The 25401-nt window shown below is 52.4% G+C and carries 18 protein-coding genes; 6 read left to right on the top strand and 12 right to left on the bottom strand.

Going from position 1 to position 25401, the window contains the following annotated elements; all coding sequences use genetic code 11:
- The 6 genes from BUB16_RS21870 to BUB16_RS19790 all read left to right on the top strand — a co-directional run.
- On the top strand, nucleotides 1-205 hold a 205-nt coding region (locus BUB16_RS21870; RefSeq protein ID WP_211483245.1), incomplete at its 5' end, for a hypothetical protein.
- Nucleotides 206-318: 113 nt separating this feature from the next.
- Nucleotides 319-2100: a type VI secretion system Vgr family protein gene (locus BUB16_RS19810; protein WP_084088466.1), complete on the top strand. Its 1782-nt coding sequence runs from the start codon at nucleotides 319-321 to the stop codon at nucleotides 2098-2100.
- A 177-nt stretch (nucleotides 2101-2277) separates the two neighbouring features.
- Nucleotides 2278-2991, top strand: coding sequence for a hypothetical protein (locus BUB16_RS19805; protein WP_170864477.1), 714 nt, complete (start codon nucleotides 2278-2280; stop codon nucleotides 2989-2991).
- On the top strand, nucleotides 2984-3364 hold the full coding sequence (locus BUB16_RS19800; protein WP_084088465.1) for a PAAR-like protein: 381 nt from the start codon (nucleotides 2984-2986) through the stop codon (nucleotides 3362-3364). Before BUB16_RS19805 ends, BUB16_RS19800 begins: the two co-directional genes overlap by 8 nt.
- A gap of 179 nt (nucleotides 3365-3543) precedes the next feature.
- Nucleotides 3544-5580 carry an MAPEG family protein gene (locus BUB16_RS19795; protein ID WP_073068365.1) on the top strand — a complete coding sequence of 679 codons (2037 nt, stop codon included), beginning with the start codon at nucleotides 3544-3546 and terminating at the stop codon, nucleotides 5578-5580.
- A gap of 56 nt (nucleotides 5581-5636) precedes the next feature.
- On the top strand, nucleotides 5637-6509 hold the full coding sequence (locus BUB16_RS19790; RefSeq protein WP_073068363.1) for a hypothetical protein: 873 nt from the start codon (nucleotides 5637-5639) through the stop codon (nucleotides 6507-6509).
- 16 nt (nucleotides 6510-6525) lie between these two features.
- Here the strand turns inward: BUB16_RS19790 and BUB16_RS19785 are convergent, their stop codons facing one another.
- The 12 genes from BUB16_RS19785 to BUB16_RS19735 form a co-directional block, all read right to left on the bottom strand.
- Nucleotides 6526-7197 carry a LutC/YkgG family protein gene (locus BUB16_RS19785; RefSeq protein ID WP_073068361.1) on the bottom strand — a complete coding sequence of 224 codons (672 nt, stop codon included), beginning with the start codon at nucleotides 7195-7197 and terminating at the stop codon, nucleotides 6526-6528.
- Entirely contained in the window at nucleotides 7190-8611 is a 1422-nt protein-coding gene (locus BUB16_RS19780; protein ID WP_073068359.1) for a LutB/LldF family L-lactate oxidation iron-sulfur protein, read from the bottom strand. The genes BUB16_RS19785 and BUB16_RS19780 overlap by 8 nt, the downstream gene beginning before the upstream one ends.
- A 4-nt stretch (nucleotides 8612-8615) precedes the next feature.
- Nucleotides 8616-9350, bottom strand: a complete 735-nt coding sequence (locus BUB16_RS19775) for a (Fe-S)-binding protein (protein WP_073068357.1) — start codon at nucleotides 9348-9350, stop codon at nucleotides 8616-8618.
- Nucleotides 9351-9801: 451 nt separating this feature from the next.
- Complete coding sequence (locus BUB16_RS19770) at nucleotides 9802-11259, bottom strand: FGGY-family carbohydrate kinase (RefSeq protein ID WP_073068354.1); 1458 nt, start codon at nucleotides 11257-11259, stop codon at nucleotides 9802-9804.
- 208 nt (nucleotides 11260-11467) lie between these two features.
- Complete coding sequence (locus tag BUB16_RS19765) at nucleotides 11468-12751, bottom strand: sugar isomerase (RefSeq protein WP_073068352.1); 1284 nt, start codon at nucleotides 12749-12751, stop codon at nucleotides 11468-11470.
- A 280-nt stretch (nucleotides 12752-13031) separates the two neighbouring features.
- Nucleotides 13032-13205, bottom strand: a complete 174-nt coding sequence (locus BUB16_RS21680) for a hypothetical protein (protein ID WP_170864476.1) — start codon at nucleotides 13203-13205, stop codon at nucleotides 13032-13034.
- Nucleotides 13206-13355: 150 nt separating this feature from the next.
- Entirely contained in the window at nucleotides 13356-15554 is a 2199-nt protein-coding gene (locus BUB16_RS19760; protein ID WP_073068374.1) for a bifunctional rhamnulose-1-phosphate aldolase/short-chain dehydrogenase, read from the bottom strand.
- A gap of 250 nt (nucleotides 15555-15804) precedes the next feature.
- A complete protein-coding gene (locus tag BUB16_RS19755) occupies nucleotides 15805-17199 on the bottom strand; it encodes a purine-cytosine permease family protein (protein ID WP_073068350.1) in 1395 nt (464 codons plus the stop codon).
- Nucleotides 17200-17903: 704 nt separating this feature from the next.
- On the bottom strand, nucleotides 17904-20840 hold the full coding sequence (locus BUB16_RS19750) for a glycosyl hydrolase (RefSeq protein WP_211483243.1): 2937 nt from the start codon (nucleotides 20838-20840) through the stop codon (nucleotides 17904-17906).
- Between the two features lie 289 nt (nucleotides 20841-21129).
- A complete protein-coding gene (rhaM, locus tag BUB16_RS19745) occupies nucleotides 21130-21444 on the bottom strand; it encodes an L-rhamnose mutarotase (RefSeq protein ID WP_073068348.1) in 315 nt (104 codons plus the stop codon).
- 477 nt (nucleotides 21445-21921) lie between these two features.
- A complete protein-coding gene (locus BUB16_RS19740) occupies nucleotides 21922-23418 on the bottom strand; it encodes a sulfatase family protein (protein ID WP_073068346.1) in 1497 nt (498 codons plus the stop codon).
- 112 nt (nucleotides 23419-23530) lie between these two features.
- On the bottom strand, nucleotides 23531-25030 hold the full coding sequence (locus BUB16_RS19735; protein WP_211483242.1) for a sulfatase family protein: 1500 nt from the start codon (nucleotides 25028-25030) through the stop codon (nucleotides 23531-23533).
- Nucleotides 25031-25401: the final 371 nt, after the last annotated feature.

Raw genomic sequence — 25401 nt, 5'->3', positions numbered from 1 at the left:
CGGGAGATTACCGTCGGGCAGGGAACCCACGTCAACGAGTGGGTGTAGCCGGTATTTTCGGGAAGTCGTCTGCCTGAGGGCGGGCGGCTTACCCGTTTCTAAAGAAGCCCGGCTGTTTTTTGAGGGAAGTATTCCGTCGCCGGGAATCCCGCTGATCTTTTTATCTAGTCACCTGACACCTTGTCCGGTTGCCTTGCCAATATAGATAAATAAAGCTTGCATATTTCCTCAGATAGTTAATAAAAGTTGAAAAACCAAGTACCGGAGGTATGTCAACGATCATACTATTTATCATCCATTATTAATACCTGTTTCATTATGGCACTACACACCTCTACGCAAATACGTATTGAAGGCCACAAGAGGGTTGCTGACACCTTCCAGTTGTTGACCCTCCATGAATCGATCGGGGATCATCATCGTTTTAAGCTGGAACTGTCCGGCCGGGCGTTTGGCCGGGGGCGGGGGACAGCCTCCTGGCGTGAGCTGGTGGGTCGGCGCATTTACATTGAGATCGCCCCGACCGATGAGAATCTCCCCCTCGGTTCCAAGGTCTTCAGCGGCCTGATCACCGGGCTCTCCCTGGCCAAGGATTACGGTTCACAGGGACGTGTCATTCTGGAAGGGGGCAGTCCGACACTGCTGCTGGACGATGACCCGCACATGGCCACCTTCAGCCAGCAGTCGCTGCAGCGAATTATCCGGCAGCAGCTCAGCGCCTATCCAACCAACCTGCTGCGCCCGCAGGTCAATCCCGCCACGGACGGTCCGCTGGAATACGTCGTACAATACAAGGAAACCAGCTGGCAACTGTTACAGCGGCTGGCCAGCGAGCATGGAGAATGGCTGTTCTATAACGGGCAACAGTTAATATTCGGCCGCTGTGATCCCGATACCGTCTCCTTGATCCATGACAGGGAGCTTGATCGGTTTGCACTGCAACTGGACGTGCGAGCGAACAATATGCAGATGACAGGATACGATTATACCGGCGACCAAAGCGCCGCAAGCGACAGCGCTTCCCACCAACCATCCGGTATCAACGTCCACAGCCGGACCGCCCTGGAGGCCAGCCAAAGCCTGTATACCCGCCGGGGACAGTACAAGCCCAACCATGCGTTGCAGGGAGATGCTGGCGGACGTATCGACCAGATCGCCTCCCGCCGGAGCGCCTCGACCCTGGGAGGGATGGTCCGCCTGAACGGTACCAGCCACCACCCGGGATTGGGTGTGGGAGCCCATTTATCATTAGAAGAACGCTTTTACGGGAAAGAGGCCTACGGCGAATTTATGCTTACCGGCGTTCATCACCGGTGCGATTCCGAAGGGCACTACAGCAACCGTTTCCGGGGAATCCCTGCTGATGTAGCGGCTCCCTCTTTTCATCTTGAAGCGCATCCGAGGGCCGAGGCGCAGTCGGCAGTGGTGGTCGACAACCATGATCCCGACGACCTGGGCCGGGTGCGAGTTCGATTTCGCTGGCAGCAGAGCGGGATGACGCCCTGGCTGCGGATGCTCTCTCCGGCCGGAGGAGACGGCAAGGGGTTTCATATGATCCCGGAAAAAGGTGAAGAGGTGTGGGTGGATTTTGAAGGTGGTCACCCGGAACTGCCTTATGTGGTGGGAGCGGCCCGCAACGGCCGATCACCCAGCGGCGATGGTACCCCAGAAAACGACATCAAATCCATTCGCACCCGCAGCGGACATACCATCGAGCTGAAGGACGCGGAAGGCGGGGAATCTATTACCATTAAAGATAAAAATGGGAACGCCATCCGGATGAATACCGGGAAAAAAAGCATCACGATAACCGCCCCCGAGGATATGACCCTGAACGCCAAAAATATGGAAATGAACATCCGGGAAAATCTCAGGGTCAATGTGGGCAAGAGTAAAACCGAGCGTATCAGGGAAGACCGCAACCTGGAGGCGAAAAACAGTATAACGAAAATCCTTGAAAACAGGACGGTGCGTTCCGGGGAGAAAACCGAGCAGCAGGCCGGAGAGCTGACGGTCCATACCAGCACCGGTGAGATGCTGCTGGATGGCGCGGGTAAGGTGACCATCCAAAGCAAGGACCGCATCGATTTTGGAGAATAAAAATATAAAGCAAGAATAAGAATAAGCATGTCGGCGGTGACCCGAGATATTCTACCATACCACCTGCAATGGAAACGTTGGAAGGCTCCCCGGCAATATACCCTGATCATTAGCCAGGATAAAAAGGTTTCCGGCAGACAGACGTCTATCCGCTGTAGCATACCCTTAACTTTCGTTATGGAACAGCTGCGGGAATCGTTCGCTGTCGTTCGGTTGCGGATGGACCGCCCATTCTTTAATGGCAGTCACGACTATAACAAATGGCAGTGGGTCTTTGCCCGGTTGCTGTCGTTAAGCAGGGAGCTTCACATTCGTACCCGCCGGTGCGGCGCGGTCCGGGAAATACTGAATGAGCAGCAGATCCGAAAGCAGTGGCCCGACGTCAAACAACAGATTACAGAAATGTACGATGATCCGCTGGTGAAAGAGCTTCTGAGCCGCCACGAGCAAAATTTATCCCACCACTTCCAGCCCCTGTACCGCCGGGAGCCAATGCTGCAATTCCTGTGTAATGATCTGTTCCGCAGCTACTCAGAAAAGAATCCGCACGAAACGAAGAAAATACTCCCCAGGCATCTGGGAATCATTCCCTTCCCTGTTATAGAATGTAAACAGTTGACCCGGTTGGAGCCACGCCGCCATGAAGCGGAAATCACGATTGACGGAAGTCCCGATACCGACCGTATCGACACCGAGGCCGTCAATCGCTATCTCGGGCAGATGGTAGGGGCCATGCCCGAGCAGCCGTATCGATTTACCTACCGGGGAGCATACCGGGTCAATACCAGCCTCGGTTGCATCCGCGAGGCCTCCCTGCAGGTGGAAGGAACGCTGGGCAAGGCTTATCAAAAACAGACAACATATAAACTAACCGGTACCGATCATGAGTAGAAAATATGTATTGGACGGTGCGTGTCTCCAGTGTACGATGGGCAGCACCCAGGGAAAACTAACCGTTACTTCACAAACCAAACTGCATGCCCAGGGCAAAAAAATAGCCACCGATCAGGACGTGCAGGTAGCGCCGACTTTCGGCTCCTGCAAGACCTCCTCGCCGCCCCCGCCCTGTGTGCCCGACCTGCAACCGTGGAACAAGACCGGTAAAAAAGCGGCAATGGGGGATAAAAGATTTGTGATGGAGGACTCGATGACCCATTGCAGCAAAGGCGGGGTGGTTACGGTCAAAGAGCACACCCAGAAAGCAGGGGGCGGTGGTCCCACCCAAGTCCGCCAGCTGTTCGAGACCGTGCCCTTTACCGGGTGACATTAATCTGTTTTAGAGGACTTTGCAAAAGCAGGAATTTTGATCAAGATCAACCCCTGAGCAAATTTGAAACCACAGCATATATGACATTATGTGAGGATGTTGAATTCGTGAAAATACAGAGATCGGCCAAAAGGTCGGTTTTGCAAAGGCTTATTATAATATCTAAAATATCTGTTATGAATAATCATCCACGCAATACCGATCCCCCGGAAAGCACCGACGACCCGAACACCTTCATGGTCAACCCCACCCCGCCGGAATCGCCTCCCCCCGAGCCGGCCCGCGGGGATGCCTACCGGAGTTTTGTGGGCACCGGCATGAGCGAGCTGGAGCCCGAGGAAGGTCCCCCGAACCTTCAGGGGGCGCTGGTGCTTGTCAACGGATTTCACAGCGATCCCTTAGAGAATGCCGAGCAAACCTGGAACAACGCCCGAAAGGACATCAACCCCGATTCTCCCCACCATGAAGACTACCGGCAGGGGGAAAGTGCCAATGAGCGCGACCGGGCCGACGAGGCCGATATCCTGTCCAACGAGGAACTCGAGGAGCAGCTGCCGGCAGGCCGCCGCACCTCCCTGGACATCAAAATAGCCCGCACCCGCGGCTGGTGGGCCACCCCGATGAGCTTTAATAACGACGTGTCTAAATTCTGGAACTACTGGAACAAAAAAGCCAACAAGTTCGACGCGGCCGACCGCTATGGCAGGTATTTTAACGCCTACCGCAACGACCATTATATCAACGGCTCCCACGGGCTGAGCTCCAACGCCGCCCACCGCATCGACCACGGGGTAGCCCTGGGCTACCAGTGGGCCCTCGCCGAGTGGGGGATCCGCCCGGAAGAGGAGGTGACCACCAAAAAAGAGCAGTCTCCCTACGTGCAGAGCTACTCGCCCCCCTACCGGCCGGTCACAGTCGTCGCCCACAGCCACGGGGCCGCCGCCGGGGCGGGCGTGGCGCTGGGGTTCCTGCGCTATGCCGGGGAGCTTGGGTGGGAGCAGGTGGCCCTGAACATGATCTTCCTGGGAGTGCACCAGCCCCGGAAACTCACCGGAGAGGAGTACCTGAAGTTTATCAACGATAAGGTGCATTATTACGAGGTTAACCAAGACTTCCCGGACCTGTTCGGGGAGGAGCACCGGCAGGGCGTGGGCTTTTTAAACCGGCTGGCCGAGCTGTTCAGCCGCAGCCGTGACAAGCTGCAGCACGAGCGGGGCATGGTCGAGCACCTGCAGGCGATCACCGGCGACTGGGACGCGTTTGCCGGCCGGGCTATACAGTTCACCTTTGCCAACGACCGGGCGGATATGGTGACCCGCGACGGGGATATCCCCGGGGTGACCAGCGCCTGTAATCCGGAGGGGGACGACCGGCTGTTTTGTGCCGAATATATGAGCCCGCGGCGCCGGCCGATGAGCTACCGGGGACCCGAGGGCCGCAAGCCTATAGCCACCGACACCTCGGGCACGCTGATCCTCTCGGAGTATATGGCCAACCGGCGCTTTGAGTACGGGGATCTGGGCTGGTTCCCGAGCGAAGAAGAGCAAAAGCACGGGCAGGAGTGGGGCGACTTCGAGCGGGTGGCCATTGCCTGGGGGAATGCCTTTGAGACCTACAAGGCCCGAAAGAGGGTCTTCGAGGAGCGGACCGGCCGCCCTTACGAATATAAATATGCGGGCCTGGTAAAAAACCTGGTCCGCCGGCTTAACCGGGGACGATGGGAATGGAACAGGCTCTCGGGGGCCGCCCGGGAGTTCCTGGATAATCTGACCCGACATGAGGCGGAGCGGCAGTATGAGGTGACCACGCGCGCCTACGAGGCGATGCTGGAGCGCTACGCGCACCTGCAGCAGGCACAGCTGTATGCCCACTCCGCCCCGGTGACGCTAATCCACCATAAGAAGGTGCTCTCGGACTTCCCCGCCGACGGGCTGGGAAACGGCAGCATCTGGGAGCGTATCAAAAAAGCCGGGGAGGATATGTTTTACCGGGTGGAGTATAAAGAAGAGAGTAACTTGGATGAATTATCCGATCCTCAAAAACGAAGGGAAGAAAAAGATTATGTGAATGGGGATGGTAAAGATTTATTAGTGAGTACTTCGATTACAGATACCTCGTACATCAAAAATGTGATCGAAGTTTTTGTCCATGGCAACACAGAAGAGAAAAATATTGAACAACTCTACCATGAACCAGGAGAAGGAAATCCATGAGAATTCGTCGATCTATCTTCATAGTATTACTGTTAATTCCACTAACTAATTGCAATATGATGGAATATCACAACTACGAAGAACTGCATACACATCCCGGAAGTGATAATTATGAAATACTAACGGTACTCCCTACAGAATACGAAATAGTACAAGCTTCACTAAATAAAGAGGAAGGACAGCTAATAGTAGGAGGTAAAACAAATCCTATTAAAGAAAAAGAGAGAGAAACCAAGAGATTAAAAATATCAGTTATAGGAACCATCATGGATGAAGGTATCACCAACGCAGGAACGCTCCGTGACGGAACGCTTAAAGGATTTGATTTCTATTCAAATTGGATCATTAATGGAGATACAACAAAATACCGGTACCTAAAACCTTTTTCCGATAAAAGTTATGAGCCAAAAGAATGGCTCAACACTTTTAAAGGCAAATATGATGAAGCTTCCTCTTCTTATTATTTTAATGGTAGATTTTATCTTAAGATTAACGAACAATGGAATGAAATCGACAAAAATTTTGATATAGAGAATTTTAATTTTGACAAACATTTTCCTGATAAATACGATACTGTCCGCATGATCGAGCTGGAGGATCACACGCCGGATTTTTCCCGGAAGGCGTTCCAGCGGGACACCAGCCTGTGGACCTATCACGGCTATGAGGAGGCCGACCGCGAGGAGGGCGGCGGGCTGGACCCGATTACCTTTTCTGCGGGATGGCATTACCTGCAGCTGAAGATGCCGGCCGGCGAGCCGCTCAAGATCAAACGCTACGGGTCGATGGGGGTGAACCTGCATACCTATATCATCCCGGATTCGCTGGGCGGACGCGAGGATGTGATCTTTATCGTGCAGGAGCCCAGCAGCCTGTATCCCGACCGCGAATACGGCGGCATGTATGTCGTACGTCCCCGGGAGCTATAAGTAACTATCTCACCCATTACTCCTGAACAATCAACACCTCCAGTCGGCGCGGGCCGTGAACGCCCTCGACGCGGCTGAGCTCAATATCGGAGGTGGCGGAAGGGCCTGAAATAAAGGTGATCGGGGGACCTTCTTCCCGCACGGCCTGTTCGAAATGGGTAAAGCCCTCGGAGACCAGTTCGACAATTTGTTCCTCTTTGACAATGCAGAGATGATAGTCGGGCAGCAGCGTCAATACCCTGCGTCCCTGTCCGGCCCCGGCATCCAGAATGATGGTGCCTGTCTGAGCGACGCCCAGCGCACAAGTAGTAATAACACCGTCCGAATCGTCCAGCGCCCGGTGGGAAAGCGGCTCTCCGGGCTTATCATGCAGCAACCGGACATTATCATCCTCATCCCCGGGCAGCCATTCCCCGGGAAAGCCATCGGGGACTACCAGCTTTTCCACCCCCTCCCGGCGGCAGCTTTCGGCTATAACCCCTGCCAGAGCATTGGCATTGACTCTTTGGACCGTGGCCTTGTACTCGCCCACCCGCCCGGCAAACAGGGCGACCACTTCCCCGGCGGCGCGATTCCCCTGCTGCCGGTAGTGCCGCGGCACAGTAATATCTTCTGGGCGTTCCTGGCGGGGGACCTCCCCGAGGGCGTTTCGTATTTTTTCCAGTATGGCTTTTTTGGCCTCACTCATCGCGATCCCCCCACCACTCGCGGAACGTTTGATTCGGAATAGGTTTGAGATCCCGCATGGCGGTCCACCCGGAGAGTTCGCCGGGCAGTTTTGAGATAGTACCATCTTTGACAAAGAATTTTTGTCCGACCCGCGCCATTTTTTGGGCCCGCTCGTAGCGCGACCGGCTTTTAAATGCCCGCGCCATCAGCCTCATCCCGATATATTCGGGATCCGACTTTGCATTTAATCCTCCTGCCCGTTTTTTGCGATCCACAATTTTTCCGCGCAGGTGAACCAGCACATCCGGGATATTGATTTTAACGGGACACACTTCGTAACAGGCGCCGCACAAGGTTGACGCATAGGGCAGCGAGGCGGCCCCCTCATCCTCCAGTCCCCTGAGCTGGGGCGTCAGGATCGCCCCGATCGGTCCCGGGTAGACGGAGTGGTACGCATGTCCCCCGGTGCGCTCATAGACGGGACACACGTTCAGGCAGGCGCTGCACCGGATACAGTTGAGCGTTTGCCGTCCGACTTCATCGGCCAGGACATTGGTCCGCCCGTTATCCAGCAATACCAGGTGAAACTCCTGCGGCCCGTCGCCTTCGGTAACGCCCGTCCAGAAGGAGTTATAGGGATTCATCCGCTCGGCCGTGGAGGAACGGGGCAGCAGCTGCATGAATACCTCGAAATCCCGCCAGGTGGGGATCAGCTTCTCGATGCCCATAACCGTAATCAGTGTCTCCGGAAGCGTGGTGCACATGCGGCCGTTGCCCTCCGATTCCACCACTGCTACGGTGCCCGTATCGGCCACGGCAAAATTCGCCCCGCTGATCCCGACCTTCGCACTTAAGAATTTTTTCCGCAGGTACAGCCGCGCCGCCTCGGCCAGGTCCTCGGGACGATCACTCAGTTCGCCCTGGTTCAGTTTCTTGCGAAACAGCTCGCGAATTTCAGCACGGTTTTTATGAATGGCGGGGACCAGGATATGAGACGGCTCATCTCCGGCCAGCTGGACAATCAGCTCGGCGAGATCGGTCTCCAGGGCCCGGACTCCCTCTTCGGCCAGGGCCCGGTTCAGCTTAATCTCATCGGTCGTAATGGACTTTACCTTGACCACCTCCTCCACTTGCTGCTCCTTTACCAAGTCGACGATAATCCGGTTCGCCTCCCCGGCGTCGCGGGCCCAGTGGACCTGTCCCCCTGCCTGCCGGACCGACTCTTCGAGCTGCAACAGGTACTCGTCCAGGTGACGCATAATGCGATTCTTCAGGCTGCTGCCCGCTTCCCGCAGCACCTCCCAGTCGGGCATCTCATCGACGACTGTCTGGCGTTTATCCCGGATGGTATGGGTAGCGTGACCGATATTGCGGCGCAGTTGCGTATCGGACAGATATGCTTTGGCCGATTCTTCAAAAGTGGGAGTCTGCATTACACTAATTTTCTTCTGTAGAAGCTAAAATTTCTGCCAGGTGAACCGGCTCCACACCGCTCCGCTGGCGATTCAACGCCCCGCCGATATGCATCAGGCAGGAGTTGTCGGCGGCCGCACAAACCTCGGCGCCCGTATCCTTGATATGCCGAATTTTGTCCCCCAGCATCGCCATGGAGGTATCGGCATTTTTGACGGCAAACGTGCCTCCGAACCCACAGCACTCCTGGGCGGCGGGCAGTTCCACCAGATCGATGCCCCGCACGTTTCGCAGCAGGATCAACGGGGCCTCCCCCACATGCAGCACGCGCAGCGAATGGCAGGTCGGGTGATACGTAACCCGGTGCGGGTAGTAAGCTCCCACATCTTCGACCCCCAGCTCCTCCACCAAAAACTGGGAGAGCTCAAAGACCCGGGGGACAACCGCCTCAACCTGTTCCATCAATTCGGGGTCTCCCGATCGGTCCGCCACGTTGTGATAGAATTCTTTGACCATCCCCACGCAGGAGGCCGAGGGCGCTACAATGGCTTCTGCCTGCCCGAATACCTCCACAAAACGACGCACCAGCGGGATGGTCTCCTCCTGGTAGCCCGTGTTATAATGCATCTGCCCGCAACAGGTTTGCTCCAGCGGGAACTCCACCGTATGTCCCAGGCGTTCCAGCAGCCGGACCATCGCCCTGCCTGTCTCCGGAAAGAGTGTATCGTTAAAGCACGTGATAAAAAGGGAAATGTGCATTTAGTTACTAACGCTAAATATGATTCGTTTCAATAATTTAATTTCCAATACAAAGTAAGAAAACCTTTTAGCCAAACACGGAAAATAACTTTCGTTCAGCAAACAGCGAGCTAATTTCTCCCCTGCATGTCGCGGGGAGAAGAATTCTTCAAAAAGCTGTAAAAAAATTTCAACTGCACAACTTCTGTTGGACAATTCTGTGTTGATGCCTGAATAAGGTTGACGTTTTTAGTTAACATCCAACATTTTGGTCGATGTTGAGTAAGCTGTTGCCCGTGGTCACTGATTACTGACAACCGATACTCTATTAACAAATAACAATAACCAGCGAGATAAACAACCATATCCGGCAGAACGCAAATACTGCACGTTGGGCAGCGTGACTCCCATCAGGGAGATGGTGCAACCGAACCTGGCCTATCCAGCAATCTGCGGTGCACTCCAGTCAGGCTCAGGGTGCGACCGAGCGCTTCCACGCATACCGCCCGACGTTCAGATTTTCATGTGGCCGGTGCAGCGTGAGGCCCAGCAGCTCTTCCCAGTGGATCCGGCTGGCGTGGGGCTCCTCATCCGCTTTGTTCATCACCATGGCCGCCCCCAGGGCCGAAGCATGCGGCACCGAGGCGGTATACACCTTCTTGTCCGGTAAAAAGGAGGCCAGCAATGTGACAAAAAAATCATTTTGACTGAATCCTCCGGTGATGATCAGTTTGTCCACTTCGCTCGAGCCCTGGGCCAGGGTGAGCGACGCCACCTGAATGGACACCAGGTCGAGCATAAGCTGGTGATACGCTTCCTCATAAGAAGCAAACTGATCCACCTGCCAGTTTTCCGCTTTCTCCTGTGGAAAGGGTCCGGACTCGTGCGCTGTCTCGAGGGTTAATTTTTTCCCGGAATCGGCCTCCCGGCTGAGGGTATTGAGCAGCTCCGGATCCAGGTCAACCGCGGTCTTCCGGTGTTCCAGTCCAAAATGACGGCTTAGCTTTTTCGTCTGATACATGTATTCATTCCCCAGAAACAGCCGGGATGCTTTGACCTGGTTGCCATAAACATCCAGGTAACAGAGACAATCCCGCTGGAGCTCTTTATACGTCAGCGGTTCCTTGTTAAAGGGATTGAGCGTAATGCTCCACGTGCCGGTTGAGACCAGCATAAAAGGGTTGTCCGAGGCAAACAGGTAGGGAGCCAGCGCGGCGGAACTGTCATGGATACCTATGCCGGTCCGAAACGAAGCCTCCTGAGCATCCGCAGGGAACGTGGTGGATACCGGATGGATGGGCGGGAGAAGTCCCCGCATCTGTTCCTGTTCAAGCCAGGGGTGATAGTCCCCTTCCTCAAAATCCCACAAGGCGGTATGACATCCGATGCTGGTTTGCTCGGCCACACGCTCACCGGTTATCAGGTAACTTAAGTACTGCGGGAAGTGAAGCGTACGCTCAATCTTTCCGAACTTCCCTGGACGGCGGTGTTTAAGCCAGTACAGCTGGAGACCGGAATTCAGCATGCCCATCGGCGGGGATGCAGTCCTCAGGGCAAATGTTTCCCTGTCCCCGTAGGAATCGTAAAATTCGTCCAGCAGATCTTCCGGGTACGACTTCAGATAGTTGTACAGCGGGGGAATGGCATTTCCCTGCTCATCGAGGTGGACTAGGCTGGCCCCGTAGGTAGAAAAGTTCAGGGACGCTATTTCAATATTTTTATTTTGAGCGGCATTCCGCAGCTTTTGCCGGATCCAATATTCCAGCTGCCTTATGTCTTCACACGGGTCGCCATCCTCGTCCTCCACCTGGTCCAGGGTTGTTTGCTGCTTTTGAATGATGGTGTACTCCCTGTCGAACAGGAGAAATTTTTTATTTGTCTTTCCGATATCAAATACAGCGGTTACCGGTATGGGGGTATCTTGCTTCAATGTTTTTGGTTAATTGGTTATTAGGGGCTGCCGATTTCTGAGCTCCGGGTCAAGGATTAATTTCAAAATTTCTAATTACAATCTTGGTTATTCGGAAATTCTTGGTATCAGAGCAAAATTCTTATTTGCTATTGAACCAATAATGGTCTCACAGTTCGCGTTAAGCGGTAGCACGACCGATAACAAATAACCGATAACCAACAACAATTTAAAGTCCCGTTGCGATGGTATCCGAACCCCGCTCTTCGATCAGCTGATCCCGGACACCCAGCTCGCGGTATAATCGGAGGGGATCGGCTGCGGCCTTGCTGCGGATGCGGGCCTCGCGAAGCAGGGGACGAACGTCCGATTGGAAGGCATCCTGTAATATTGACTGTGCCAGGGCCGGGTCGTTTGCCTCCCGAGCCTCCTCCAGGCCCCTGCGATCTACCAATAATGCTTTGGCATACGCCTTTTTGATGGCTTCCACCGACTGCAGCAAATCCTCGAGGGGATCTTTCACATTATGACTCGCATCAATCATCCAGGCGATATTGTTTTCAAGGTCAGCGTAATCATCCGTCCCTTCGATTAGTTCATTAAAAATCAAAAACAGCTGATACGGCTGAATGGCCCCGGTGGTTAAATCGTCGTCCCCGTATTTGGAATCGTTAAAGTGAAATCCTCCCAGCTTCTCTTCCATGGAAAGCGTTGCCACAATCTGTTCGATATTGGTATTCGGGAGATGATGTCCCAGGTCAACCAGCGTCCGCGCTTTTGCTCCAAGCTTGCCGGCAAGCAGGAAGGAGGTCCCCCAGTCCGGAATCACCATCGAATAAAAATTGGGCTCATACGGCTTGTATTCGATCAGGATCTGCCAGTCATCGGGAAGCTCGGCATAGATCTCTTCCAGCGACTCCCGGGTTCTCCGCAAGGCCTTCCGGAAATTCTGCTGTCCGGGAAAATTCGATCCATCGGCCAGCCATACCGTCAGGGCTTTGGACCCGAGGGTGGCGCCGTAGCGAATGACCTCGATATTGTGCTCGACGGCCTGCTTGCGGACGGCCGTATCGGTATGGGAAAGCGACCCGAATTTATAGGAATGCTCCTGATTTTCCTGGTCCTGGAAGGTATTCGAGTTTACGGCATCAAAAACAAGGTCGAGTTCTTCCGCCAGCGCCCTTATTGCCGCCGTATCCTCCGGGATGTCCCAGGGAATATGCAGCGAGATCGCCCCGCTGGAGCGGTTGAGGGCGTGCAGCAGACCTACATCCGTAATCTTCTCTTCGAGGTTGCCCGGTTCTCCCCCGATGGGAAACCGCCCGAAACGCGTGCCGCCGGCCCCCAGGGCCCAGCTCGGAATAGCGACCTGGAAAGAAGCGATTTGATCCACGAGCGGATCCACCTCCACGCCCTTCCCGTCCAGCTGGTCCACCAGCGGCAGAAAAGAAGCGGTATGCTTATCCTCTGCTTCTTTGTTATGCTCCCGGATATGTTGTTGGGTTATTCTCACAAGTACGATGCTCTTTTTATATTACTATTTATTCAGCCACGGATGCATAGGGATATAACGCATTATGGAATGGCGTTTAATAACTCCCGGTATGATTCCGGGCTTTACTTTCGCCCGCCTTTGCTTCCTTCGACAGAATGGAAGCATATAAAGACAGATAAATACCCCCCTGTTTGCCCCAGGTTTACCCGAGGAAGAGGATGCGATTCTCCAACTTCAGGTCTGGTATTCATGGTAAAAAAATTTCCGTGGTTATCCGTATAAACCTTCGGCGGACTTCTTATAGCTCCTGTTCTTTCATCCAGAACGGGCTGGTCGCAAACCAGAGTATCATGCCGAAGATCATATAAAACTTGTGATCTTCCATGGAAAGAGACTGCCAGAATACCAGAATAGACGGTACAACCGTCAGTCCCAGTCCGAAGAAAGATACTATTTTAAGCAGTATATTCATGTGATGATCAGTATGTCTGATTGTCCTGCGCGCCGGACAGCATGCCGGCACCATGCAGGGTCTTGCGTAGTAAGCAGCATAGCCTCCTTCTGCTTACCACGCAAAAACGTTACACGTTCTACTATTTACTATCTGCTTCCTACTAACCTGCTATCTCAAAAAAGCTTCTTTGAGTCCGCCGTCAACCGGGATAATATGTCCCGTCGTGTTCTCGTATCTCGAACTGATCAGCGAGTAGATCGCCTCCGTCTGCTGATCCAGCGTAATTGGCTGCCTGGTTAACGTGCGGCTGGCATAAAAATCAGCCAGTGTTTCCCGCAGCGTCTCGGTGCTTTCCTCCTCATCAAAGTCAAGGCCGTATTTCTTCAGTGAAGCGATGACCCGGTCGCGCGGAAACATGCTGCTTCCCTCTACCACGGTGGCCGGCGCAACGCCGTTAACCCGCACCCGGGGCGCCAGTGCAATCGCAAGCTCGCGGATCAGGTGGTTGGCCGCCGACTTGCTGGTATCGTAGGCCATGCTTCCCGCTTTCGGAACGACAGCGTTGGCACTGGTGGTGATAACCATGCTCCCGTCGAGGTTCTGGGCCTCCCATATGTCAGCCACTTCATCCGCTACAATGTAATTGCCTTTTACGTTTACGGCAAAACTGTTGTCCCAGCCCGCATCTTTTACATCGCCATTCTGATCGGGCGTAGGATACAATCCGGCTGTCACGGCCACATTATCCAGTCCCCCGTATGCTATCGTGATATCATGCAGGGCCTGCTGAACCGATTGCCGGTCGGTAATATCGCATCCCAGTCCGATGACATCTCCCGACCCGCTGATATCAGAGCCCGCCACGCCAATGCCCATACCGATCTCCTCAAGCACGTCCTCAGCCGTTGCTTTAGCGGTATCTTCGTGCAGGTCAAGTGCAGCCACGGTCCCCCCTTCCTTAATCAGGCGCGAGACCAGGGCTTTGCCAATGCCGCTCCCGGCCCCGATAACGGCGATCACCTGCCGGGACAGCTCGCTTTCCGGGGGCATACGCTGCAGCTTGGCTTCTTCGAGCGCCCAGTACTCAATATCGTAGGCTTCCTGCTTGGGCAGGGCCGTATAATTGGCCACCGATTCGGCTCCCCTCATCACGCCGATGGCCGCGGTGTAAAACTCGGCGGTCACCCGCGATTCGCTTTTGTTTTTTCCCCAGGCAATCATACCCAATCCCGGGATCAGGATCACCGTGGGGTTCGGGTCGCGCATATCCGGGGAATCCTCATCGCGATGACTGTTATAGTATTTCGCATAGTCCTCGCGGTATTGTTGCAGTCCGGCGGTGATGGCCCCCTTAAGATCCTCCATCGAATCCTCCTGCGGGTTCCACTCCACATACAGCGGCTTGATCTTGGTTCTTAAAAAATGATCGGGACAGGAAGTGCCCAGTTCGGCCAGCCGCGGCGCATCTTCGGCATTAATAAACTGCAGCGTCACCTCGTCATCCTGCACCGTACCGATAAACTGATTCTCCTGGCTCACCTGTCCCCGCAAAAACGGCAGGATATCTGCGAGCACCTCCCGGCGTTCTTCCTTTTCCAGTGATTTATACCTGGAACCCCCAAAAGAATCCTCTCCCCGTTCATGTTCATTGAGATAGTCGGCCGCTTTGTTGATTAGCTCGATGCTGGTTTCATAGCACTCTTTTTCATCGTCTGCCCAGTTAATCAGACCGTGTCCCCCGAGGATAATGCCCCGGATGCCGGGATTCTCCTCGATGACTTCCTGGAGCTTCAGTCCCAGTTCAAAACCGGGACGCATCCAGTCCACCCACTCCACTTCATCGCCATAGACCTCCCGCATGAGTTCGGGGCCGTTATCCGCCGTAGCGATGGCTATGACCGGCACGGGATGCGTGTGATCCACATATTTATACGGGATAAAGCTGTGCAGGGGCGTATCAATAGAAGGTGCCCGCGGGTTCAGGTTAAAGGTACAATGCGGATACATCTCCGTCATGGAATCTTCGGCCGGGGTTTTGAGTCCCGTATTTTCCATGCTGTGATAGATGTCCTGCAGCTTCAGGAGCTTCTGCTGGTACAAAGAGGCAAAATTGGGCTTCGTAGCGGTACGCAGGTCGCCGCCCGATCCCTTCACCCAGAGCACTTCCGCTTCCTGCCCGCTGATGGGATCCTCCTCCATCACCTTGCTGGAGGTGTTTCCGCCCCCCGTGTTGTTGATATAGGAGTCGCTTCCCAGCAGGTTGGAACGATATACCAGGCTCGCCAGCGGGTCTTTGCCCTTTGCTTCCCGGTCGTCCCATTTACTTTCTACGCGGCGAAAATATTTTTGTGTGGTACTTGTTTCCATATTCATATCCTTATGATCTGTAGTTGCCTTATTCTGATTACGTTCTTTTTCCTTTTTAATGAAATTCTTAAGTATTACTGTTTAAAATTCGTCTTTAAACTATCTTGAGACAGAGCCATCGAGGTAGTCATGCGATTTTGCCCCGCAAAACGTTATTTATTATATCCGATCCCAATGGATCGGGGAGTTAGATCCCATAACTCAGCCCCCTAACGATGCAGTCAAGACGGTTTCAACAAACCGCTCCCACTTACGCGGGGACCGGCTGCTGTTTCTTCTGGTAAAAGACACTGATTCCAATATACAATAACGCAGCGATAAACCAGCCGGGCAGCCCCAGGAAGAAAATTTCAATACCCATATACAGGTTGATAAACAGGCACAGCAGGAGCGTCACGAACCAGGTCAACCCCGCCGCCCAGTTAAAATCCAATCCCGCCATTTCTGCCAGGTTACTTTTCATATTGAATTTGGGAAAGAGCATGACATCCAAAAATATAACCGCTCCCATCGGCATCAATACCAGCCCGTACAGCGCTACAAAATCCAACAACTTCATGACCAGCGCCGGAAAACAAGCAAAGATAGTGGTAACCAGACCGGTAAACAATGTTACCTTCCAGCGCTTCCAATCCGGCGTAACCGACTGAAACGCCAGTCCCGCCCGGTAAATGGTCGGGTTGGCTGTAGTCCATCCTGCAATCACCACACAAACAGCCCCTGCAATGCCCGCGCTGTTATAGGCAATAAGGCCCGGCGCGATAGCCCCTGCCGCGGCGGCCGTCAAAATTCCTGATGCCATCCAGGCGATAAAATGCCCGAAAAACATACCCGTAGCCGATGAAAATCCATACTGCCACTTTTCGGCAAAGCGCAAAATGGACATGTCCGACATCCCGATATGCATGGCCATATTGGCGAACCACGCAAAAAACATCACATGCCAGAAAGTAAATTTACTCTGTCCCTCTGCAGGGACGCCGGTCCATATACCCTCTTTAGCCACGGGCCAAAAATCAGAAACCGAGGTCACGCCCAGCTGAGGAAGAACGGCCAGCGCGGCGGCAATAAAGACCAGGATCATCCAGGGAAATGAAATATTGGCAAACCGCGCCACATAATCATACCCCAATATGGCTACGACGGTAATAACCAGTCCCACCACAAATACCGTAATGATCCATCCCAGGCTGGTAGGCAGCCAGTCACCCAGCGCCGGCATGGCGATACCAAAAGGCAAGCCCACCGCAGTCGCGGAAACGGCAATCATGGATCCCGCCAGGAAACAAAACATCAGGGCGTTGACAATATTATAAATAAGCGCGAGTTTTGACCCGCATATCTTCCGGAGCTGCCAGTATAGCGTTAATTTAGTCTTTACCGCTACCGGAGCACATAAGAAAGCCCAGCTCAGGACAGCCAGGACGTTCCCCAAAATCAATCCCCATATCAAATCCACCGCGGCCACGCCATGCGCCACAAACAGGGGCCCAATAACAAATTCCGTCCCGGCCGTATGTTCGCCGGCGTACATGCCAAGGAAGCCCTTCCAGCCTTTCAGCTTGCTTTCCGGCACGGGCTCGCGCTCATATTCATCGATAGCGTCAAGGCGGGTATCCAACCGCTGCAAAAAACCTTCAGCCATTCTTATTTAGTCTTCCAACAAATTCCTGTTTCTATTGATAAAATACTTTTTCACATAGTTAGTCCGGTCACTTCACCTGCCCTTCTCACCAAAAAGTTGGTCACGAGCCGTCGAATCGCAAAAATATACCAGATGTACCTTCCTGCGTATAATTCCGATACCCAGCAGGGAAGATGCAACGCCGCCCGGACCCATGGCAACATGTTATTATTTGCTGCTCTATAATATAACTGAAACTCGCAGCAACTCAGAAGCCTGTGGCTATCGCAAACTTTAATGTGTGAGAGTACGGGATAATCTCTTGTCTCCACCTTAAAAGAGACAACGATATGATCGATCTACTATCCTTTTTTCTGTTTTTATTTGCTATATGAATGAACCTGAATTCGATATAAAGAATAACACGCAACCTTCTTATCAAGAAGTTAAAAAAAGATCCTCACCGTTTCTTGATTCTCATTTTTTTACCCAAAATACGAACACGCTTTAAAAGGGCTGGGAAAAACCAGGAGTTTTATTCCATGTTAAAACCTGAATAATTTCAATACCGCAGTGTATTGCCTATACATGAGGATTTTAAAATCACATACATGTAAAAATCGGGCAAAACAACGGTTTTGTGAAGGTCTCTCTAAGAACTTTACAAAACTCACTATATCATACTGAACCCTGAACTCCTAAGGGCAGCGGGACGGTCTCATAGTTTATTCCCTGGCATTCACCGGCGTCAGGGTAACCGGTCCCAGCAGTCCCGATACCCCGGGCTGCCAGTCGGAGGCGTCAAACAGTCCGTGGTCATTTCGGTTCCCGGCTTCCCGGGCGGACATGTTTATATTGTAGAATTTTTTCCAGGGAATGCCTTCCCGCTCCAGGTAAGCAATCCGGTTGGCCATCAGGTTCGCCACTTCTATTTTGAGCTTATTGCTGTCCTGCATCAGCGCCCGGTCGATATACAGCTGAAATACCGGCCCTGTTAATGCATCCAGGTCCTGGCCGTTCAATGTAACACGGGCACTTTGCTCCACCCGTCCCAGATCGAGCAGCCATCCGTCACCGCCACGCCTTTCCGGAGCATCAAAAAAGAGCGTATAGTTCGCCGTCCCGGAGAAATGTTCAACGGCCTTCCCGCCGAATTTGGTCCACGATTCCAGGGTATCGATCTCAACGGGCTCCGGCAGTGTGGGTCCCCCTCCGGTAAATTCCACCGTCCATCTCCCTTCCAGAGCTACCCGCTCTCCGGCTTCCTCCAGGTAGGGATAGGTGCCCTCAGCCTCGCTACGGCCGGTTTTATAGGTTTGCACGATGACCGACTCTCCGGGTTCCAGCTGCAGGTATATTTCCGCGGCGCCGACCTCGCCCGGCCTGAGATCAGCATACCCCTTCTTGCCCCTCATCGGGTCAAACAGTGCGGCCGACGCTGCGCTCACGCCGATCGGAACCCACCCGTCTATCGGATTCCCGCTCCGGTTGGTAATAAAGTATGTATGTCCCTTCCCGTGGCTTCGCCGCAGGTACTCGAGTCCCCGGTCCGTCATCGACTCCCGCATGACCGAGGCCTCCTCCATCAGCTCATCCAGGTTTTTACCGAGCAAAAAACGTCCCTCGCCCGCCTCTGCTGCCCGGACGGTTCCTTCGTCCGAACCCAAACCAGAAAAATCGATCTCATCCACCAGCTGCCGGAACCGCTCGCGATCGGCCTCCAGATCGGACCACCCCGCTACGTCGGACGGCAGATCCCGGTAAAAGAGCACCGTAGCTCCGCTATCCGCCAATTCAACGATTCGCTCAAAGGTTGCAAGGGGGATATAGTTGCCGGCCGGCACCAAAAGCGTTTTATAGGTATTCCCGCCTGTCCGCAACTGCTGCCCGGAGCTCTCCAGCTGCAACAGCTGCCGGTCTGAAATATAATCAAAGCCGTAGCCCCGGTTTTGCATCTTCTCGGCGACTTCCTTGAAAGCGGTCCCTTCAAACTGTTTTTCAATACCCCCGTCAAAATGCTCCAGGAGTCCCGCTCCCCTTTCCGCCCAGCGGTCGTGAATGGGAAAGTAGAGGAGCACATCGTTGTCGGGTCGACCGCGCTGCAGGAAAGACTGCGTGCGGGTGACGTAGGTATTAAATGCTTTAAAGTGATTCCAAAACGGATTCTGCGGGTTAAAGTGAACCGCCGCATAAAACAGCCAGCCCGGCCACGCCGCATTCTGCGGGGAATAGGCCGTACCGTGATAGACAATATGGTTGACCCCGCCGAGAAAAAATCGGTCTACAGCTTTCTTGACGTCTGACAGCGTGGAGGCAAAGTGTTCATTCAGCCAGGTGGCGGACTCCGCACTCACCAGCGGCTTGCCCGTGACATGGCCGGCCGATGAGGCCATTTTAGCCCGGAAGATATCGGTTCCCTCCGTCTCGGGAATATCACTGGCCGCATACAGGTCCAAAATATTGGCGGGGGAACCGTGCGCCTGATTGCGAATATGAGTATCCTTTCCCTCGGCCCACCGGTTCCAGGGACGGGTAAACTCATCCAGCAGCAAATCCGAAACCGTCCGGCGGTAGTCGCTTAATATGCGGCTGTTTTTATCCTCCTCCCCGAAGTTCTCGCCCAGCAGGGCCGGCAAGTGTTCCCGCAAGTCATACCCGCGGCGCTGTTCAAACTCCTCCAGGAAGCGCGGCGTCCAGTTGGCCTCTCCCCGGGCGTCGTCGACTTCATAGGAATCGTTAAAGAAGCTCCGCAGTCCCGATATATCATAGCCTTCAAAAGCCTCGTCGAAGCGGGACAAATAATCAGTGAGCACCTTTTCATCAAAATGATTGATCGCCAGTCCCTCGCCCCCGGGTCCCGCCCGCTCCACCATCTTGCCGTGCACCCCCTGGAACAGGGCGTACAGCGTCCAGTTTCCCCTGGGGGCGGTCCAGTCAAGATTCCCGGAAGCATCCACGCTGTCCGTAAGATCGAGGGCTTCTCCTTCCTCCGGGTAGGCCATCAGGGTCACGAGCGGCAGTGATTTTTCAAAGCGGACCTGCTCCAGGGCCAGCGATTGCAAATTCTCGTTGGCTGAAACCGGTTCTTCCAGATCATCGAGCCCGATCTCCTCACCGGGATCGATCGCAGAACCGCTTTCCACCCCAAACATGCGATTGCCAAGCGCCCGGACAAACGGCTCCTGAATATACGCAATGGGTTCAGACAGGCTTTCGCCTTCCTGCAACTCATACGTCTCATAGGCCACATACTTCGCCGCTTCCGCCTCCCCCACCATGGGTCCCCCAAAAGGCCAGCCCGTGCCGGTCGCCATATCTACGCCGATATCCAGGCTGTCGGCTTCCTGCAGGGTGTGAGTCAGCATTTCCATCCACTCGGGCGACAGAAAATCAATGAACTGGTCTTCATAGCCGGCTACCCCATAGATCGGGGTGATTTCAACGCCTCCTATATTTGCCTCTTGGAACTGCTTGAGTTCCCGGGTCAGGTTTTCTTTGTCCACGGCACTGCCCTGCCACCACCAGCGGGTCCACGGTTTATTTTCGGAGGTAATATCGGGCCACTCGGGCGGCGGTGGACCTGTGGTATCACATCCTGTCATATACGTCAACAGGAGAACCGCAAACACTCGCAGGAGTATATGTCGTTTTTCTTTGTTCATGACTACTGAGTGGATTTCTTTTTGGTTTTGACCGGTTTTTCTTTCAGCTTATTCGTTTATCCGGCTACAAACCGGCTTTCCCAAACGGCCGGGCAATCGGTAAAGTCACTGTGGCGCCCGAACTTGGTGCGCAGTGTCCCCCCGGATATCAAATATTCGGGTGAGGGCGTCCAATTACAGGCACATTCTGACGGTCCAGCACCAATCGATATTGCCGGTCGTGCAAGAGCGTGGCCATACGATTGATACAGCAAAATCATGATTAATCCGTTAGAAAATAAAGGCAATTTCAATCCATATGAAAGACCTCCTTCAGAGGTGTTGCGACCGGTGAATGATCCGGGTTGGTTTCCATGATATCTTTCATATGCTCCCACCATTTTTGCATAATCGGATGGGCCGAGATCTCCTCATCGACATATCCCTCATCCAGCTTGTGGACGGCAAAGAGCGTATGGGTCTCTTTATCCAGAAAGATCGAATAATCGCGGATTCCGGCCTCGGCGAGCAACTGCTTCAGCTCCGGCCAGATTTCATCATGGCGTTTTTTGTACTCCTCCTCAAAGCCGGGCTTGAGTTTCATCTTGAAGGCGTGTCGTTGCATTGTTTATATGTGCTTTTGGGACTTTTGTAAGTATTAATATTATAGAAAGCTTAGTGATATAACAGATTATAGATAAAAATTTGTTGACTGTAATGTGAAGATAAAAACTGTCGTTGGCAGATAATTATTTATGTATTTGGCTTCCAAGTTGTTGGGGTCTCTATCAAAAATACAGCTATTCCAATCTCTGAGTTGCGTACCCTTTATATTTACCCTGTTCCAGATCCATCCCTGATATTTTTTGATAGCCGTGAGAGTGGCTCCCATTTTAAAAGAAAATCAAAAGAAGTAGATCGCTTATGTCAGCGTTAATATTAATGTTTTTAAGTGGTTTTTTTAATTCCAAACTCGACGTTGTTATAAATTTTATACCTAGATAGGCGTACAAGTTCATCTCTATAGTGAAATCAGCAAGAATTTATAAAGAAAAAATAATCTATTTTTTCTTGGTATATTGCTACAAATTAGTATCAACTCTCAAAACCACCCCGAATAGGATTCGCTAAGATCCAGCTCATCCCCTGTCTCATTCTGAAGGTTGGCGAGGCGTTGCATGAGCCGACGAATAATCGGCTCCGATTTTGCTAAATCGGCTATATCGTGCATCTCATATGGGTCTTCCTCCAAATTGAATAAACGTATCTCGGCAATATCGGGATATAAGATAAGTTTATACGGCCACTCCACAACCGCCCGCTGATGCTGCAGATATGCCCCGTAGATAGCCGGATGCAATTGTACGTCTTCACTGCGAATCAATGGCAGAAGGGATTGAAACTGATAGGTCTCAGGGACCTGTCCACCGGCCAGTTCAATCGTTGTCGGAGTCACGTCCTGGAGATAGATAGGCGTATCATTCTTCTGTCCCGCAGGGATACCGGGGCCATTCATGATAAATGGTACTCGCAAGGAATGTTCATACATGTTCTGCTTCCCCATAAGTCCGTGTTGTCCCACCGCCAGGCCATGGTCAGCAGTAAACACAATAATAGTATTGTCAAGCTTACCATTAGCTTCCAGCTCATCCAAAATAAATCCAATCTGCGCATCCAGATGCGATATAATTGCATAGTACTCCTGCCGATTTACCCTGACCGCATATTCGGTGCGTGGGAACGGAGCAAGGCGTTCGTCACGAAGATATTGACTGGACTCGATTTCCTCCTCAGAAGTACCGGGAGGATGAGGTCGATTACCCTGGTCAACCCGTCCCGCTCCCATTGGATTCTTGTAGGGATACTCAGACAGAAAATTTTTGGGGACCTTTAGCTCCTCCGGATTGTACGATTCGACAAATTCTCTGGGTGACTGCCGGGGATCGTGGGGAGCGTTAAAGGCCAGATACATAAAAAACGGGCTCTCCCGACCGGAGGCGTGTTCAATAAAATTAACGGCATCGTTTCTCAGGACTTCTGACCAGTGAATACCTCCTTTCCAGAATCCTTCATACTTCCGGTTATACGGACTCCATTCGTCTTTTTTGTTTTTATGTGGACGGTCATATCCCGCTTCTGTCTGATTCGGCATGCCCGGCCGAACATGCATGACCTGATCGAACAATTCATGGGGATCGAGTCCCGGAACATGCCATTTCCCCGTAAAGTAGGTTTCATATCCGGCTTGCTTTAGCCTCTGACTCCAGAAGCGTTGATTTTCGTGCCACGAGCGATACTCCTTCTTTCGCAGTTTTTGGGCCTCCCAGACATACCGTCCGGTATTCAGCATGGTACGGCTCGGCACACATACGGCCGGACTCCATGACCCCATATTGTAGGCCCGGGTGAATTGGAGTCCCTGCTCGGCAAGCCCGTCAATATTCGGCGTGCGGACCTCGTCATTACCATATGCTCCTACTTCATGATATCCCAGGTCATCAGCAAAAATGAATACAATATTGGGCGGCTGTTGGGCCCCAACGGAACTTGTTGAACCCAAAAAGCAGAGCACAATGAGCGCTTTGAGTATTGATTTCATAACTAATTTTTTTAGAATGAAGCTTCCTTATACCCAATCGAACTTACGGATTATCAGCTGGATAGGATTTTTTTCATTCCTTTCAGAAATCTTTTTTTACTTTTAATTCTACCTACAGTTCCATCCAGTCCAACTGCTCCCACCTCTCCGGGCCTTCATTAGTCTGAGGAATACCCGGCGTACTTCTGCCCTCGTCTATATATATTTCCAGCAGTGATTTAAGCTCTTTTACCTTATCAGGATAGATATGGACAAGATTAAATTTTTCAGCGGGATCTTTTTCAAGATTGTACAGCTGGAATGAGGGCAGTCCCCGGAGGTCTTCTTCGGTATTCGGGTAACTCCAACCACCGGACCCCGGCCATAGGATAAGCTTCCATTCTTCTTTCATAATCGCAAAACGTCCGTCAATGGAATGAAGTACGGTCGCCTCTCGCAACGGTTTTCCATATGCCAGCTGTTTCAGGACAGGTAAAAAACTGTAGCTGTCCTCGGCAGCATTATCCGGCAGGTTAGTCCCCGTCAAATCCGCAAACGTTGCCATAAAATCGGCCGTACTTATGGTTTCATTCGAAGCGAACGAGCCCTCAATCCCATCCGGCCAACTTACCAAAAAGGGAACCCTTAATCCCGCTTCGTATATATCAGCTTTATGTCCCCGGTAGATATAACTCGGGTCGTGACCCGCCTGTTGGAGTTCCTCGAAATCAGCGCGGGGAGACGCACCGTTATCACTGGTAAAAATCAAAATCGTATCATCAAACAGGCCATTTGCTTCCAGTGCTTCCATCACTTTTCCAACCATCCCATCCACTTGCAGCACAAAATCTCCGTATAGATTGGAATTACTTTTCCCAAGATACTCCGAAGTGGGAAGAATGGGGGTATGCGGGGCAGGCAATGCAAAGTACACAAAAAACGGGTCACTATTCGAGGCCTGTTCATTGATATACTTTATGGTCTTATTGGTCAAATGGGGCAGCACGTCAGCATGACTAAAATCTGATCCGGTCAATCCCTTTCTCCAAAATCCCTTTTGGTCATAGTTGACTGTCGTATCTGCCGGAATCGTTGTAGGCTGATTATTTTCGACATAGACATAGGGGGGCATATCCAGAGAAGCCGGTATAGCGTAGGAGTAGCCAAATCCACGGGTATTCGGCCCATTTTCAATGGGTTGACTGAAATCCACTTCAGGACGAATGTTGGGATTGTCCAGGTCTTCGGGGCCTTCTCCAGCAAAATGCCAGTCCCATCCCAAGTGCCACTTGCCAATAAACGCCGTTTCATAATTCCTTGCCTGGAGCATATCAGCAACGGTCATTCTTTCATTGGGGATCAAGGGACCGGAATACCCCCAGGTTACCCCGCTTTTCAGGGTCGACCTCCAGTTATACCTGCCCGTAAGGAGGCCGTATCGAGTAGGCGTACATACCGCCGAGGTCGTATGTGCATTGGTAAAGGCAACCCCTGCATCTCCAAGCCGGTCGATATTCGGAGTTTTAAAGGCTGCGTTTTCGTTATAAAAAGAGACGTCTCCATAGCCCAGATCGTCCGCTAAAATAACCACAATATTGGGTTTGTCCTGTCCCTGGACATCGTGGATAAACAAAAAAAATAAAATGCTTAAAAATAAAAGTCTGCCTATGCTATTCATTGCATGGTTCTACCGATTTAGAAAAAAATCTCTATTTGTTTCTTTACCAAGAAACCATATTCCAGATATCCCAGAGCCCGATTAAATTGGCACTTTTCAGCATCAATATTCGAGATCATCAACGAACATATAATGTTAGTTGATTGTTGGGGTGCTAAAATATCTCCCACTCTCATTAAAGAGATAAGCTACAGTTTAAGAAAAAACATACTAATAGCCGGCCATATTTATAGGAGGCTTTGAAAAACCTTTTGTTGTTCTTTGATTTATTTTTTGTGGCTGAATGTTGAACTGATGCTTTTATAATCGTCAACATTTTGACCGAT

This window comes from Fodinibius roseus, assembly GCF_900129315.1.
Lineage (GTDB): Bacteria > Bacteroidota > Rhodothermia > Balneolales > Balneolaceae > Fodinibius > Fodinibius roseus.
This window is presented reverse-complemented; position numbering and strand designations above follow the sequence as displayed.